Source organism: Rhodococcus sp. C1 (assembly GCF_020809065.1).
In the GTDB taxonomy this organism is placed as follows: Bacteria; Actinomycetota; Actinomycetes; order Mycobacteriales; family Mycobacteriaceae; genus Rhodococcus_F; species Rhodococcus_F qingshengii.
The window spans coordinates 5035096-5051247 of the sequence record NZ_CP078080.1; the positions used below are offsets into that span (position 1 = coordinate 5035096).

Sequence of the window (16152 nt, forward strand, 5' to 3'; positions counted from 1 at the left end):
GCAGATTCTCGGCTGTCGAATTTCAACGATTCTGATGTTCAGGGCCGGCTGAGCGCGCTCGCGTTGTCGTTGTCGCGAGTGGCCGTCGAACCTGCGGTGCTCTCGAGCATCCCCTCGAGGACGTTCTTGCCGATCGAGGTTTCCTTGGGAAGCGCGATCGGGTAGGTCCCGTCGAAGCACGCGGCGCACAGACGGCTGGCCGGCTGCTCGGTGGCGGCGATCATGCCTTCGGTGGAGATGTATCCGAGCGTGTCCGCTCCGATGGAACGACGCACACCGTCGAGCATTTCCTCGAACGTCGCATCCTGTCCGCCTGCGCCGTTGGCAATCAATTCGGCCGGTGAGGCGAAGTCGATGCCGTAGAAGCAGGGCCACTTGACCGGCGGCGAGGCGATACGGACGTGAATTTCGAGGGCGCCGGCTTCGCGGAGCATCCGGATGAGCGCACGCTGAGTGTTACCGCGGACGATCGAATCGTCCACCACCACAAGGCGCTTGCCGCGGATGACTTCCTTGAGCGGGTTGAGCTTGAGCCTGATACCGAGCTGACGGATCGTCTGCGACGGCTGGATGAAGGTACGGCCCACGTAGGCGTTCTTCATCAGACCCTGGCCGTAGGGGATGCCTGAGCCCTGTGCGTATCCGACGGCTGCGGGGGTGCCGGACTCGGGAACGGGGATGACCAAGTCACCTTCGGCGGGATGCTCGCTGGCGAGCAGACGGCCGATCTCGACGCGGGTCGAGTGGACCGAACGGCCACCGATGACGCTGTCGGGACGGGCAAGGTAGACGTACTCGAAGACACAGCCCTTGGGCGTCGGATTCGCGAAACGCGAGGAGCGGACGCCGTCGGCGTCGATCGCGAGTAGCTCACCGGGTTCGATGTCGCGAACGAACGACGCACCGACGATGTCGAGGGCTGCGGTCTCGCTGGCGACTACCCAACCGCGGTCGAGTCGACCGAGGCAGAGCGGGCGGATGCCGTGCGGATCCCGCGCTGCGTACAGCGTGTGCTCGTCCATGAAGGTGAGGCAGAACGCGCCCTCCAACGTGGGAAGCAATTCCATCGCGGCCTGTTCGATGGTGCTGTCGCCGGCAGCGTGTGCCAGGAGACCACCGATGAGGTCGGAGTCGGAAGTCGCGGCATTGGGGCGCTTGTCGTTGACCAGGCCGGCTGCACGGGTGCGGCTCGCGAGTTCAGCGGTGTTGACCAGGTTGCCGTTGTGGCCGAGCGCGATGCCGGTGCCGGCAGTGGTCGTACGGAAGATGGGCTGCGCGTTCTCCCACGTCGTGGAACCGGTGGTGGAGTAACGGCAATGTCCGACGGCGACGTGACCTGGCATCGCTGCGAGGGTCTGCTCGTCGAATACCTGGCTGACCAGGCCGAGATCCTTGAACACCAGCACCTGGGAGCCGTCGGCTACCGCAATGCCGGCAGCTTCTTGACCACGGTGCTGAAGTGCGTACAGGCCGTAATAAGTGAGCTTCGCCACATCCTCTCCCGGCGCCCAGACGCCGAATACACCGCATTCTTCGCGGGGCTCGTTCTCGTCCTCGTCGGACGGGTTCGAAGCGAGGAGATTTGGACTGTTGACCGACAGATCGGCACGAGTCACCGGGCGCTCCCTTTGTGGGCAGGGGTTGGGGGGCATCCACAGTCTACGGCCATTTTGGGACTCACTTCCCCTGAGGGCTGCCTTGGGTCTCAGATCACGCCGAAGCGAACCGGATGGTCTCTCTCTGTTACTGCGTCAACCACTCTGTCACTACGCCAACCCCTCTGTTGCTAGGTCAACCGCAGCAGTGGGAGCCAGTGCGCAATTTCGGGAGCGCGGCTACCTGAGGCGTCGACTCTTCCGTCACCTGAGGCCTCGGAGAACTCGAGCAATCCGGTGACCATCTGCAACCACGTCCGAGCGTCCGTCTCGACGACGTTGGGCGGGGTTCCGCGCGTGTGACGCGGACCTTCGATGCATTGCACCGCAACAAACGGTGGGACCCGCACCTCGACGCTCGATCCGGGGGCGATCTGTTCGAGAGTGCGCGCACTCATCTTCACTGCCGCACCGAGTTCACTGCGCGAAGGCTTCGGCAGTTCCGGATCTCGAAGCCACGGGCCGACGGCCAGGACGGCGGCACGAAATTCGGCGGGGTCGACGGCGCGGCGGGGCGGCATCAGTTCACTCCATGTCTGCGAGTAGCGATACGAACGGCAAGTGCGCCACCGGCATTCGTGGCCAGGTGCAGCAGGGCGGGGGCAAGTACGCTGCCGCCACGGCGGTGCAGCCACTCGAACAGCAATGCCGAAGCGCCGGTGAACGCCACGGCTGCGGGAACGTTGTCGCCGGCACCGCGGGCGGGAGCGACGTGCCACAGCCCGAAGGTCAGTGCGTGAACAGCCTGCGCGGTCGGCCTGTTCAGTTCGCGGCTCCAGACGGCCGACATCGCGCTACGGAACAACAGTTCCTCGGAGAGCACCGTCCCGAACGGGATGTGCAGGATGATCCATTCGAGGAAGTCTTCGCGGCCGTCTGCTCGCTCGTCGGCAGCGAGAGTCGCGCGCAAGGAGGGAACGGCCAAAGCGACGCTGTAGCCCGTGAGGACCGCCCCCGCCGCGGCTCCGCCGAACTGAGAACCACCACGAATGCCGGTGTGCGCCAAGCCGAGTTCCTCGCGGGTGTAACCACGTGCGAGTAGGACTCCGATGGCCGACAGACCGGCCGCGGTGTTGACCACGGCGCGGGCTCGGGGCGAAAGACCGAATGCCGGAAGCACGACGTTGCTCCAGGTGATCGCGGTAGCGGAGAGCGCGATCGAGGCGACTCCCCTCACTTCTCGGGGCCCTCTGATTTCACGGCGACAACCAATGCCGACCGCACCCGCTCGGTTTCTGCGGCCGTCCATCCCTCAGGCTGGACGACGCTGATCCAGGCGTCCAGAACGGAGGTTCCGTAATTGTGACCATGGCCGTCCGGAACTCCCGCGGCGTTACCGAGGTCTGCAGACACCTGCCAGAACGTCACGACCGGGAACCATTTCATTGACGGCGAGCGGTCGAAACCGGGCACTTCCTTGAGCCACTCGGGCCGATTGAACATGAGGTCGGGTGACCACCACACCACTGGATCGGAAGGGTGCTGGACAAACAGAACCCGCGGCTGCGGCCACGTCATCCCGTCGGTCGGAATGTCTTCGGAGCGATCCGCGAACCGCACGCCGGCCAAGCCGTCCGCGTAGACAGGAGCTACTTCGGGAGTGCCTGGATCGCGCCTCTTCTCGATCGAACGCCACAACTGCGTCGCGTTCGGTGGGCCAACCCACAGAATTCCGTCGGCGGTATCGCGTGCCGCCTGCAGTGTGTCGAAGGCTCCGGCGCCGGCCATGACGCCGAGGCTCTCGCCGTAGACCATGAACTTCGGCCTGGTGGCTTCCGGTTCCTGGAGCCATCTTTCGTGTACCCGCTCGATCAACAGGCGTCCGGCAGCTTGCGCCTTCTCCTGGTCGGCGAGGAACGAGATCCAACTCGGCAGGTACGAGTACTGGCTGGCGACAAGAGCAGTGTCGCCGTCATGCACAAGTTCGATTGCCTGTGCCGCAGTGGGATTGACCCACCCCGTACCCGTCGTCGGAATGACCACGAGGACCTTGCGTTGGAAGGCGCCGGTTCGCTCCAGCTCCTTGATGACCAGATCCATACGCTCTTCGGGATCTTCGGCGCTTTCAAGTCCGGCATATACGCGAATCGGATCCATCGCAGGCTTACCGGTTGCCGCTTCGAGTTCCTGCGCGTCGAGTCCGCGCGAGACGAAGTTTCGTCCCTCGAACCCCAATGTGTCCCAGGGAGCGGCTGATTCGGGGCTACCCGATTTCATCGGATCCTGCGGTTCGACGACGCCGTCGCGAGTGGTCGAGTTCTGCAGACTGAAGATCGAGTTGGTCGCTGCATAGATTCCGCGGACCAGGACGCCGTCGACCAGCATGAAGAACAGGACGGTGACAACCAGGACACCGACGCCATTGGCCACCGACCGTGACCAGTGGAACCGCCGCATCAGCTGTCGGGCAATCAGTTTCACCAGATCGTGGAGGACCCGCCAGATCGAGATGAGCAGGCCACCGACGAGCAGGCTCAGTCCGAGGGTTCGGATGTAGCCGGAAGTGGTCGTGCCTTCGGCATCGGTCAGTGCCGCGATTTCACGTTGCCACCCGGCCGCGTAGACCAGCATGATGATCGCCGCGACGATGGACGCGACCGGAACGAAGACCTTGATCGCGGAAGGCACCGGCTCGGGCAGTGGCCACCACCGTCGACCGCTGAGCAGGTATCGCTCGACAGCCCAACCGATCGCAGTACCGACGCCGTAGCCGATGGCCGAGTTGATACCGCCGATCAGACCTTGGAAAAGCCAATCGCGCGGCAACAGCGAAGGGGTCAACGACCAGCAGAAGAAGAACGCGGCAAACGCGATGCCGGTGAAGTCGAGTTTGAGGAGCCCCCACGCCCACTCGGTGAAGCGGTTGTCGAGCTTCTCGAGGGGTGCGGGAACAGCCAGCCGCGGGTGGTGTTCCTGCGGCTGGCTGTCAGAAGAAGTCAGTTCTCCGGAATCGACCATCTATCACCCGAACAGTGCGGGCAGCGTTCCCTCGAAGGCCTCACGGAGCTTGGCCATCGTGACGGAGAAGTGTCCCTGGACCTCGACGGAGTCGCTGCCCTCGTCGACGACCCCGATACGCGTCCACGGCAAGCCGCGGGCGGTGCACATACCGGTGAAGCGAGTCTCCTCGGTACGCGGAACTGCAACGAGGACGCGTCCCGACGATTCCGAGAACAAGGTCACGAACGGATCTGCGCCCTCGGGAATCAGGATGCGGCAACCGGTTTCGCCGGCCAGCGCGGCTTCGACGACAGCCTGGGCCAGTCCACCCTCGGAGAGGTCGTGGGCTGCGGTGACGAGACCGTCACGCGAAGAGGCGAGCAGAATGTCGGCGAGCAGTTGCTCACGGGCGAGGTCGACCTTCGGCGGCACGCCACCGAGGTGACCGTGCTCGACCTGCGACCAGATGGAGCCGTCGAACTCGTCGTGGGTGTCGCCGAGCAGGATCAGCGTCTCGCCGGGCTCGAGTCCGAGGCCCGTCGGGATGCGGCGGTGAACGTCGTCGATCACACCGAGGACGGCAACCACCGGCGTCGGCAGGATTGCCGTGGATCCGGTCTGGTTGTAGAAGCTGACGTTGCCGCCGGTGACGGGGATGCCGAGGGTGGCGCAGCCGTCGGCAAGGCCGCGAACGGCCTGCTGGAACTGCCACATGACACCCGGGTCCTCGGGAGAACCGAAGTTCAGGCAGTTGGAGACGGCCTTGGGCGTTGCGCCCGTGACTGCCACGTTGCGGAAAGCCTCGGCCAACGCGAGCTGCGCACCGGTGTACGGGTCGAGCGCGGTGTAGCGGCCCGAAGCGTCGGTGGACAGTGCGATTCCGCGTCCGGTCTTCTCGTCGATGCGGATGACACCGCCGTCGGCGTTCTCGGCCAGGACGGTGTTTCCGCGGACGTAGCGGTCGTACTGCTCGGTGATCCACTTGCGGCTGCACAGGGCAGGCGAGGCGATCATCTTCAGCAGGGTCGCTTCGAGCTCGGCGTCGGTTTCGGGACGCTTCAGTCCGGCGGTCGTATTCGCGATCAAGGCATCCTGCGTTGCCGGACGCTCGACGGGGCGGTGGTAAACCGGACCCTCGTGCGCGACGGTGCGCGGGGGAACGTCGACGACAGTCTCGCCGTGCCAGGAGATGGTGAGGTGCTCACCGTCGGTGACCTCGCCGATGTCGGTGGCCAGGACGTCCCACTTCTTGCAGACCTCCATGAACGCATCGACGTTCTCGGGCGTGACCACGGCGCACATGCGCTCCTGCGATTCGCTCGAGAGCACCTCGGCCGGGGTCATTCCGGTGGCGCGCATCGGAACCTTCTCGAGGTTGATGTGCATGCCGCCGTCGCCGGCCGCGGCCAGCTCGGAGGTGGCGCAGGACAGCCCGGCGCCGCCGAGGTCCTGGATGCCGACGACGAGGCCGGCCTTGTAAAGGTCGAGACAGCACTCGATGAGCACCTTCTCGGTGAACGGGTCGCCGACCTGAACCGCGGGCAGCTTCTTACGTCCGCCGGTGTCTCCACCCTCGTCGTCGAACGTCGCCGACGCGAGGACCGAGACGCCGCCGATTCCGTCGAGACCGGTGCGAGCACCGAACAGAATGATCTTGTTGCCCGCGCCCGAAGCGAAGGCCAGATGCAGATCCTCGACGCGCATGACGCCGGCAGCGAGGGCGTTGACCAGCGGGTTACCTGCATAGGACTCGTCGAAGACCGTCTCGCCGCCGATGTTCGGCAGGCCGAGGGAGTTTCCGTATCCACCGACACCACGCACGACACCGTCGACGACGCGACGGGTATCGGGGGCGTCAGCAGCACCGAACCGAAGCTGATCCATGACGGCGATCGGACGAGCACCCATGGCCATGATGTCGCGGACGATGCCGCCGACACCGGTCGCCGCACCCTGGTAAGGCTCGACGTACGACGGGTGGTTGTGGCTCTCGACCTTGAACGTGACTGCCCAGCCGTCACCGATGTCGACGACGCCGGCGTTCTCACCGATACCGGCCAGCATGTTGGCGCGCATCTCGTCGGTGGTGGTCTTGCCGAAGTATCCGAGGTGGACCTTCGAGGACTTGTACGAGCAGTGCTCGCTCCACATCACCGAGTACATCGCCAGTTCGGCGTCCGTGGGACGGCGGCCCAGGATCTCCTTGATGCGTGCGTATTCGTCGTCCTTGAGACCGAGCTCCTTGAACGGCTGAGCGGCATCGGGATCAGCCGATGCGTGCGTGACGGTATCGACCTGGTGAGCAGACACTGGAGAGTGGTCCCTTCCCTACGGGAGTCAAGAGGCAAGCCGGCGCGGAGCGGGACACCACGAATGTGCCCAACGAAAGAACGTGCCGGGGGACAGTCTATCGGTGTGGGCCGACGACTTCCGCAGACGGCAGCACCCGCAACACCTCCGGGCCTGCGAAGTATCGCCCGTCACACCCGCCCCGGTTGGGTGATCCGGTCGGTTTTCCTAAAGTCAGGGCCGGCCCACTCTCTCCCTCGAAAGGCCTCGCATGCCCCAGGATGTTCGTCAGTCCGACCTCACGGCACAGTCCCAGTCGGTGACCACTCCCCTCACTCCGGCTGCAATTTTCCTGGTCGCGACCGTAAATCCGGGTGGTGAGAACACCACACGAGAACTACTCGCCGACGTCGCCGGCCTGCAGCGCGCCGTGGGGCTGCGCGTCCCCGGATCAGGTTTGGATGTGGTGACAAGCATCGGTTCGTCGGTTTGGGATCGACTGTTCGCCGGTCCGCGCCCCGCGCTACTGCACCCGTTCGCCGCTCTACAGGGTGACGTTCACTCGGCGCCGTCGACTCCCGGCGATCTGCTCTTCCACATCCGCGCGATGAGCATGGATGCGTGTTTCGAGGTGGCTCGGCAGATCACGAAGCGACTGCACGGCGCAGCCACGGTGGTCGACGAGGTTCACGGCTTCCAGTACTTCGAGAACCGAGACCTCATCGGCTTCGTCGACGGCACCGAAAATCCGGTGGGCCGCGACGCCGTCGCCGCCGTGACTGTCGGAGACGAAGATCCTGCGTTCACCGGAGGAAGCTACGTCCATATCCAGCGCTACGTCCACAAGATGCGGGACTGGGAAGCAATCACCGTCGACGAGCAGGAACGTGTGATCGGACGCAGCAAGCTCGAGGACATCGAGATGACGTCCGAAGTGAAGCCGGCCAACTCGCACGTAGCCCTCAACGCAATCAAGGACGAGAACGGCAAGGCTCTCGAGATCCTGCGTGCCAACATGCCGTACGGGCGCCTCGGCGACGACAAGATCGGCACCTTTTTCATCGGCTACTGCCGCACGCCGGCGATCACCGAACGGATGCTCGAGAACATGTTTCTTGGCAACCCTCGCGGCAATTACGACCGTCTGCTCGATTTCTCGACGGCCGTGACGGGCTCGATGTTCTTCACTCCGAGCGCCGACTTCTTCGAGGATCTACCGGCTGCACCCGCTGGGCTCTCAGCCGTTTGACTGCCCGCTCCCAGCTACCCACCCTCTAACTACGCGGCGTGAGGAACGCACCGAGCGCGTCGGCATACATGCGGACATCTGCCGCGCCCATCAGCTCGCGGGCAGAGTGCATCGCGAGCTGAGGCGCGCCGACGTCGACGGTGGACAGTCCGGTGCGTGATGCCGTGATCGGTCCGATGGTGGAGCCGCACGGCAAATCGGCGCGGTGGACGTAGCGCTGCATCGGCACTCCCGCCTGATCGCACGCGAGCGCGAATTCGCCGGCACCGGCCGCATCGGTGGCGTAGCGCAGGTTCTGGTTCACCTTGAGTACCGGCCCACCGTTGATCTCGATCCGATGAGCGGGCTCGTGGCGGTCCGGGTAATTGGGGTGCGTCGCGTGTGCCATGTCGCCCGACGCGCATACCGAGCCGGCCATCGCCTGCAGGAATTCTTCGCGGCCACCACCGCGTCCCAACACGATCCGCTCGAGCACGGTGTTCAGCAGGTCCGAGAAAGCTCCGCGATCGGACATGCTGCCGACCTCTTCATGATCGAAGAGAGCAAGCACTGGGACCTGCTGACCGGGCGACTCAGCCGCGGCCAAAAGTGCTTGTGTCCCTGCATAACACGTGCCCTGATTGTCGAGCCTGGGGGCGCTGACCAATTCCTTGTCCACCCCCACGACTGCGCTGGGCGCAAGGTCGTGTGTCATCAATTCCCAGCCGAGAACCGACGACGCGGCTACACCCGCACGCTCGGCGACAAAGCCGATGAACGACTTGGGCTTCGAACCCACGCCCCAGATTCCGTTGACGTGCCTCTGCGGATCCAGCGTCACACCCTTGCGATCTTCGGACAGGTGGATAGCCAGCTGCGGAACACGAAGAATCGGGTCGTCGATGCGAACCAGCTTCTGCTCCACAGTGTTTCCCACCCGGACACTCAATCGGCCGGAGATACCGAGATCGCGGTCGAGCCAGGAGTTCAGCCACGCACCGCCATACGGTTCGAGGCCCACCATCTGCCACCCGGCCGAAGTGAGGTCGGGATGCTGTTTGACCCGCAGGTTCGGGCTGTCGGTATGACCTCCGACAATCCGGAACGGAGCGGTGTTTCCCACGCCCTCGGTGCTCCAGGCGATCAGCGAACCGCCTCGCACGAGGAAGTACCGTCCGGGCTCGGCTGGCCACGACTGCGTTTCGTGGACTTCGACGAACCCGCCGGCCGTCAGCTCGGTCGCCACCGTCGCGCACACATGGAACGGCGACGGTGACGAATCGACGAAGCTGCACAAGCCGTCTGCGTCGGCCCCGGTCAGAGAAGCCGCCCCGGCCCGAGCCGCCCGAGAAGTCTGAGAAGTCATGCCTCTCATCATGCCCGAACAGGTGTCCGGGATATCAGTGGCCACGAATCAGGTGAGCACAGAATCGGTTAGCTCAGGCGTGAGGACCGGACACGCAGAACTGATTCCCATCAGGATCGAGGAGCGTCACCCAGCGGAAACCGTCCATGTTTTCGCGGTGGTGCTCAGTTGCTCCGGCCTCGACGAGCCGCGCCACCTCGGCGTCGAGATCCGGACTCCCCAAATCGAGATGGATGCGATTCTTGCCGGCGGTGGGGTCCGGGACCTTCTGGAATGCGAAGTTGGTGGCGCTGTCAGGGACCGAGACGATGTAGAACCAACCGTCGTTTTCCTCGACGATGTTTCCGCCCAACTGCGCTGCCCACCACGTTGCGAGCGGACCGGGATCGAGACTGTCGAAGGTGATCATGCCGAGTGTGAGAGTCATGCGCACACGTTAATGGAAGCCACCGACAAAGACTCTCGATCTCGGGCTGAGATGAGACGATCGTCGAATGCGACTCACAACGCTGCGCGACCGTGTTGCAGAACCACTCTTCGCAGTTTTCATCGCGACCGGCATGCTCCTGAGCATCCTCGGAGTGCTCGCCTGACCATCATCCACTTCGACCTCGAGCCGAACCTGATCACCTTCACCGCAACAGGTCTTGCCGTCGGCCTTCTCGCGGCCGCCCTGCTTTATCTCCGGAACTACTCGCTCACTCGATCGAACTAGCAGATCGGTAGATCACTCGACCGCTTCGAGTTCCGCGACACTCCCGTCCGAGATCACCCGGACGTGGCGGGTGATCTTCTCGATCGGCCAGTCCCACCACGCAATTCGCACCAACTTCTCGATGTCTTCGGCACTGAAGCGGCGCTTGATCTCCGTTGCCGGGTTGCCGCCGACAATTGCGTAGTCCGGGACGTCGCGCGTTACGACGGCGCCAGTGGACACGATCGACCCGTGACCGATCCGGACACCGGGCATGACTGTCACGTTCCCGCCGAACCACACGTCGTTCCCCACGACGGTGTCACCGCGCGACGGCAAATCCTGCACCAAATCCATGTGCCTGGCCCAATCACCGCCCATGATCGGAAACGGGTAGGTGGAGACACCGTTCATACGATGGTTCGCGCCGTTCATGATGAAGGTGACACCGGTGGCCAGGGCGCAGAACTTTCCGATCACCAGTTTGTCGGGACCGTAGTGATGCAACACGTTTCGAGTCTCGAACTCTTCGGCGAACTCCGGATCGTCGTAGTAGGTGTACTCCCCTACCTCGATCAACGGGTTGTCGATCAACGGCCTCAGCAACACCACTCGCGGTTGCCCGGCCATCGGATGAACATTGGTGGGATCCGGCGCAGTGAAATCTGACGCAATGGGATCTGACGCGTTCACTGCTTACTCCGATCCGTCGGCGCGGTGTCGCCGACCGCAGCAAGACTATCTGGTTCCTGCTGCGATCGACCGACAAGCGAAAACGTACCCGTGTCAGCCCAGGAGGCCCTTGGCGATATGGGTGACCTGAATTTCGTTGCTGCCCGCATAGATCATGAGCGACTTGGCATCACGCGCCAACTGCTCGACTCGGTACTCGGCCATGTAGCCGTTTCCACCGAACAGCTGCACGGCTTCCATCGCGACCTCGGTCGCTGCGCGCGAGGAGTACAGCTTCATCGCCGACGCCTCCGCCAGGCTCACTTTGTCTCCGGCTGCGGTGCGCTCGATCGCATTGAAGACCATGTTCTGCACGTTGATTCGAGCGACCTCCATCTCGGCGAGCTTGAGCTGGATGAGCTGGAACTGCCCGATCTCGCGTCCCCACAGTTTGCGGGACTTCGCGTATTCGATACTCAGACGGTGGCATTCGTTGATGATGCCGAGAGACAGGGACGCGATGCCGATGCGTTCGGCGGCGAAGCTCTCCTTGGCGCTGGATTTGCCGTCCGACTTTCCGCTGTCCTCGGTCTCGCCGAGCAGACGGTCCTTGGTGATGCGGACGTTGTCGAAGAACAGCTCACCTGTGGGTGAGGAGTTCATGCCCATCTTCTTGAACGGCGGGCTCTGGGTGAGACCCTCCATGCCCTTGTCGAGGATGAAGGCGAGCACCTTGCGATCGCGACGATCAACCGACGCATCGCCCTCGTCGAGCTTTGCGTACACGATCATCACGTCGGCGTACGGACCGTTGGTGATGAAGGTCTTGTTGCCGTTGAGAATGTAGTCGTCGCCGTCGCGGCGTACGTAGGACTTCATGCCGCCGAAGGCATCCGAGCCGGAGTCCGGTTCGGTGATCGCCCAGGCGCCGACGGTCTCGAATGTCACCAGGCCGGGGAGCCAGCGTTCCTTCTGCGCGAGTGTGCCGCGGCTGCGGATAGTTCCGGCGGCCAATCCGAGGCTGACACCCAACGATGCGACCAGGCCGAGGCTGACTCCGGCCAATTCGCTGTTGAGCACGACGCCCATGCTGCCGGCGCCGCTGAAGGCGCTCGACTTCTCACCGTCACCGGAGGGCGCATCGCCGCGCTCGCGTGCCAGCAACTTCTCGAGGCCCTCGCGTGCCATGTCGGCCAGACCGAAGGTCGAGTACAGCTTGCGAATGATGTCGAACGGCGGCAGCGCACCGCTTTCGAGCTCGTCGACGTGAGGTCGCACCTCTTTGTCGATAAAGCCCCGCAAGGCGTCGCGGAACATCAGGTCGGTGTCGGACCACTCGTACATGTGCCTGAACTCCAGTCGGTGAACGATCGAGAGACTGCCGAACGGCAGCCACACACCGAATATAGAACACGTTCCAAAACCGGAACAGGATTCAGCTGATCAGTCCCATTCGCTGCGAGATCCACGTCAGCTCCTGCTCGACGCCAGCCGACCACACCGAAAAGCTGTGACCACCGGGAAGCTCGAGATACCTGGCGTCCATTCCGGCCGCTTTGGCCGCTTCGTACACCTTTTGCTGACCGGGCTTGAACTCATTGTCATCTGTTCCGACGACGAACACTCCGCCCGAGTTCGGGAACTTCCGAGTCGCCAGCAGGTCCATCGGATTCACCTTCACGAACGCCGCTTCGTCGCCGCCGAATATCTCGTCGACGGTTCGCTGTCGGTCACCGAGCGAAGGCTCCAATTGACCGGACAGATCGAGGAATGTCGGGTACACCTCGGGGTAATTGGTCGCCATCTGCAGTGAGCAGGTGCCACCGTAGGAGAGCCCGCCGATTGCCCACGCTCGCGGATTCGTGTCGATCTGGAACGCATTCGCCACCGCAGCGGGCAAGTCCTTTGCCAGATACGTGCCGACCTTGCCCTGTGACGAATCGGTGCACAGCGGATTGGCCATCTGCGACCCTGTTCCATCGGCTATCACGACGACTGGAGCCAACCCCTCGTGATCTCGTGCAAAGGCATCCATTGTCGCGGTCAGCTTTCCGCCCTGGAGCCAGTCCTCGGGCTTGCCAGGCTGACCTGCCATGAGCACGAGCACGGGAAGAAGCGGACGCGGATTGGTGAAGTACGACGGCGGCAGATACACCTGCGCGTCGCGCGCGGAGAATCCTGAAATCGTCCCGGGGACAGGCAAAGTCGTGACCCGCCCGCGAATCGGCATGCCCTCCGGCGCTTTCCACACCGTGTCGGTGGGATCGCCGGTGACAACAGGATCAGTCGGACCGGGAACTTCACTGAGTGAGATGCGGTCGAAATCGTCGTGTCCGAACGCAATTCCCACAGTCGGATACGCGGCGAAAACCAGATTGATCTGCGTCGCGGCAGTGATGACGACCAGAACCGTCGCGATCACGGACAGGAGCGCTTTCGCGACGGTTCCGCCTGCCTTGATTCGCGGCCCGAGAAGTAGCAACGCGTAGATACCGATTCCGATCCACACGTAGATCGACATCTCGATGGGATCGGGGAACGGCACGATCACCTTTTCGACGGTGATCCACACGGCGATCATGATCACCAGCGCAATCAGCCCCGCGATCGGCACCGCTCTGCGGTAGTACCAGCGCACGTTCGAACCGAGCAGCCACACGCCACCCAGGACCCCAAGGACAGTCAGGATCACCGGCAGCGGTCCCGAGATCAAACTGATTCGGTAGAGCCAGTCCACGTCAAGCCTCTCGCGCGTAGAAATGTCGCACGCACGAGGCTAGACGACGACGCTAGTACTCTGTATCAGGTGACATTCATCAAGGTCTGTGGCCTACGCGACGTTGACACGGTCGACCTCACGGTGGGCCTGGGCGTCGACGCCATCGGTTTCGTCTTCGCCGAGAGCGTCCGCAAAGTCGACCCCACACTCGCAGTCGCTCTGCTCGCGCGAGTTCCCGATCACATCCGTGCAATCGGAGTCTTTCTCGGCAACCCGATCGGACAGATCCTCGAGATCGCGAAGATCACCGGGCTTCGCACCGTACAGGTTCACGATCTTGTCGACGCCGAGCAAGTGCAGCGACTGCACGATGCCGGCCTCACCGTCATCCGCGCGGTCGTCTCCAGCAACGTCCGCGACGGTTACAATCTCGACCTCGGCGAGGACGAACTCCTGATCGACGGCGCAGACGCCGGATCAGGGGTGCCGTGGAACTGGGCCCAACAGCAATCCCGCCCGCAAGGCAAGTGGATCCTGGCGGGCGGACTGTCCCCGGACAACGTTCGCGACGCACTCGATGCCACCGGAGCCTGGGGCGTCGACGTCTCCAGCGGCGTCGAATCCTCCCGCGGCGTCAAGGACCACGCGTTGATCGAGAAGTTCGTGAGCGCTGTCCGCCAGACCGATCACTCGAAATAGGACGCGTAGTCACTGAAAGCGACTTGACCGGTGGGACTCGCTTTCACGGCGTCGGCAACGGCAGGCGGAATGGGAGCCCAGTGCGCAGGCATGGCCGCCGCCAGTGACGGCTTCAAGATGTAGAGCAGTGCGAAGTTCACTATCCAGAGCGGCGGTGCCATCGACATGCCGACTTCCGAATTCACATCGCCTTTGGTGTTGGCCACCAGCTGCGCTGCTCCCGAAATCTGTTGCGCTGCAAATCCGTAGACTGCCTGCACCGTGTATGCCGACTGATAGAGCGCAATCAGAGTGTGCGTTGCACCGTTGTTGCGCAACCAGGTGCCCACGAAACCGCCAGGGGCGATCAGCGTATTCACCTGTCGCGTCGGCGCATCCGCGTTGGCCGGACTCTCCAGCAATCCGTCGGGATTCACGTACAACCCGTAACTGGCCAGAACCGACGGCGTAGTGCCGGAATAGAGGGGCCGCCCGTTCGTATTGGTGAGAATCCGGGCGCATTCGTCGATCACCGCGGCGTCCTCGCGATTTCCGCCGACCCCTCCGCCGGAGATGAGATCGCGATACTGCTCCTCGGTCAAAGCGTCGGCTGGCTCGAGTCCGATCTGCGCGGCAATCTCTTCCGCAGTCTGCTGACCGAGTGGCTGGTTGAGTTGATCCGGAGTAGTCATCTGCGTGGGCGCGACGCTCTCGTAGCCAGGCGCCCCAGCAAAAGGGATCACGAACCCGGTATCGACTGTGTCTGCAACGGGTTGCGCGCCGGCCATCTGAGTGGCGGCACACGAAAGTACGCACACCCCAACCAAAGCCAGCACCGACACGGTCCCGCGATGAGACCGTGCTCCACGTCTACAGCCCTCGTTTGAGAAAGCCTTGCCTGCAATTCCATTGCCGCGCATAGGTCAACCTCCCGGGACACAGTCCGGCGAATCAACTCGAGCTTGCATCTCAGTCAAACGCTGTGACCAGCGCCGTGTCAAGACACTGGTCAGGTCGAGGCACGGCGACAGCTCGCTCGATACAGGCGACAGCTCGCCCGCTACAGTGATGCTTCCATCTGAAGTGACCTCACCCCATTTGAATTGCAGGACATCTCGGGAGGCGAGCAGTGTCTGACAAGCGCGGGACCGTATTGATCACCGGTGTCGGTCGGAGCAAGTCGATCGGAGCGAGCCTCGCATTGGGCCTTGCCGAGGATGGTTGGGATCTGGCTATCGGCTACTGGGAGCCTTACGACGAACGCGTCGGGTTCGGGCGCGGAGCGCACGATCCGCAAGACATTGCCGAGAAGTGTCGCGCACTCGGAAGCCGTGTCGACCTCGTTCCTGGAGATCTGGCCTCGCCCGACGTGGCCGATCAGCTCGTTGACGCTGCCGCAGCGCGGAACGACCTCCGTGGGCTGGTGCTCTCACATTGCGAAAGCGTCGACAGCTCGATCCTCGATACCACCGTCGAGAGCTGGGAACGACATTTCGCCGTCAACGCTCGCGCCTCCTGGCTGCTGATCAAAGCGTTCGCTGAACGGCTTCCGGAACAGCGCGACGTCAGTCAGGTGGCCGGGCGGATCATCGCACTCACCAGCGACCATGCGGCCCACAATCTTCCGTACGGGGCCAGCAAGGGCGCTCTCGACCGCATCGTCATCGCCGCCGCAGTCGAACTTGGATCACGCGGCATACGAGCCAACGTCGTCAACCCAGGACCTATCGACACAGGATGGATGACACCCGCGATCAGACAGGCCACAACCCTCCAGACTCCTGCCGGCCGGCTGGGTACTCCCGGCGACACTGCAAACCTCGTTCGGTTTCTGATGTCCGACGCCGGAGGCTGGATTACGGGACAACTCCTTCACTCCAACGGCGGATTCAGTACGAACTGAGCCTTGGC

Annotated in this window: 14 protein-coding genes; 3 read left to right on the forward strand and 11 right to left on the reverse strand. The window is 63.4% G+C overall.

From position 1 onward, the window contains the following. Positions 1-38: 38 nt before the first annotated feature. From purF to purL, 5 genes are all read right to left on the reverse strand, one after another. The gene (gene purF, locus KTR60_RS23095; protein ID WP_003940541.1) at positions 39-1616 is read right to left on the reverse strand and encodes an amidophosphoribosyltransferase; all 1578 of its coding nucleotides are present in this window, start codon (positions 1614-1616) and stop codon (positions 39-41) included. Positions 1617-1786: 170 nt separating this feature from the next. Beyond that, positions 1787-2176, reverse strand: coding sequence for a sterol carrier family protein (locus KTR60_RS23100; protein ID WP_007733822.1), 390 nt, complete (start codon positions 2174-2176; stop codon positions 1787-1789). Further along, positions 2176-2832, reverse strand: coding sequence for a CPBP family intramembrane glutamic endopeptidase (locus tag KTR60_RS23105; RefSeq protein WP_047271084.1), 657 nt, complete (start codon positions 2830-2832; stop codon positions 2176-2178). Before KTR60_RS23105 ends, KTR60_RS23100 begins: the two co-directional genes overlap by 1 nt. After that, positions 2829-4613, reverse strand: coding sequence for an alpha/beta hydrolase (locus KTR60_RS23110; RefSeq protein ID WP_047271085.1), 1785 nt, complete (start codon positions 4611-4613; stop codon positions 2829-2831). Before KTR60_RS23110 ends, KTR60_RS23105 begins: the two co-directional genes overlap by 4 nt. Before the next feature lie 3 nt (positions 4614-4616). Beyond that, complete coding sequence (purL, locus tag KTR60_RS23115) at positions 4617-6905, reverse strand: phosphoribosylformylglycinamidine synthase subunit PurL (RefSeq protein ID WP_003940379.1); 2289 nt, start codon at positions 6903-6905, stop codon at positions 4617-4619. Between the two features lie 250 nt (positions 6906-7155). Here purL and KTR60_RS23120 point away from each other — a divergent pair, with 250 nt between their 5' ends. Further along, entirely contained in the window at positions 7156-8133 is a 978-nt protein-coding gene (locus KTR60_RS23120) for a Dyp-type peroxidase (RefSeq protein WP_228401287.1), read from the forward strand. Positions 8134-8158: 25 nt separating this feature from the next. On the opposite strand, the gene KTR60_RS23125 is transcribed toward KTR60_RS23120, so the two are convergent. From KTR60_RS23125 to KTR60_RS23145, 5 genes are all read right to left on the reverse strand, one after another. Beyond that, complete coding sequence (locus KTR60_RS23125) at positions 8159-9478, reverse strand: M18 family aminopeptidase (RefSeq protein WP_228401288.1); 1320 nt, start codon at positions 9476-9478, stop codon at positions 8159-8161. Positions 9479-9551: 73 nt separating this feature from the next. Continuing rightward, complete coding sequence (locus KTR60_RS23130; protein WP_003939907.1) at positions 9552-9905, reverse strand: VOC family protein; 354 nt, start codon at positions 9903-9905, stop codon at positions 9552-9554. Between the two features lie 300 nt (positions 9906-10205). After that, positions 10206-10802 (reverse strand): CatB-related O-acetyltransferase, encoded by a 597-nt coding sequence (locus KTR60_RS23135; protein WP_037125853.1) that lies wholly within the window; start codon positions 10800-10802, stop codon positions 10206-10208. A gap of 156 nt (positions 10803-10958) precedes the next feature. Further along, a complete protein-coding gene (locus KTR60_RS23140) occupies positions 10959-12188 on the reverse strand; it encodes an acyl-CoA dehydrogenase family protein (RefSeq protein WP_228401289.1) in 1230 nt (409 codons plus the stop codon). Between the two features lie 91 nt (positions 12189-12279). Then, positions 12280-13581: an alpha/beta hydrolase gene (locus KTR60_RS23145; protein ID WP_047271090.1), complete on the reverse strand. Its 1302-nt coding sequence runs from the start codon at positions 13579-13581 to the stop codon at positions 12280-12282. Positions 13582-13650: 69 nt separating this feature from the next. On the opposite strand from KTR60_RS23145, the gene KTR60_RS23150 reads away from it, so the two are divergent. After that, positions 13651-14262, forward strand: coding sequence for a phosphoribosylanthranilate isomerase (locus KTR60_RS23150; RefSeq protein ID WP_058037744.1), 612 nt, complete (start codon positions 13651-13653; stop codon positions 14260-14262). Here KTR60_RS23150 and KTR60_RS23155 read toward each other — a convergent pair. Then, positions 14250-15161, reverse strand: coding sequence for a hypothetical protein (locus KTR60_RS23155; protein WP_228401290.1), 912 nt, complete (start codon positions 15159-15161; stop codon positions 14250-14252). The genes KTR60_RS23150 and KTR60_RS23155 overlap by 13 nt on opposite strands. 209 nt (positions 15162-15370) lie before the next feature. Here KTR60_RS23155 and KTR60_RS23160 point away from each other — a divergent pair, with 209 nt between their 5' ends. Continuing rightward, positions 15371-16144: an SDR family oxidoreductase gene (locus tag KTR60_RS23160; RefSeq protein ID WP_007733807.1), complete on the forward strand. Its 774-nt coding sequence runs from the start codon at positions 15371-15373 to the stop codon at positions 16142-16144. Positions 16145-16152 lie beyond the last annotated feature (8 nt).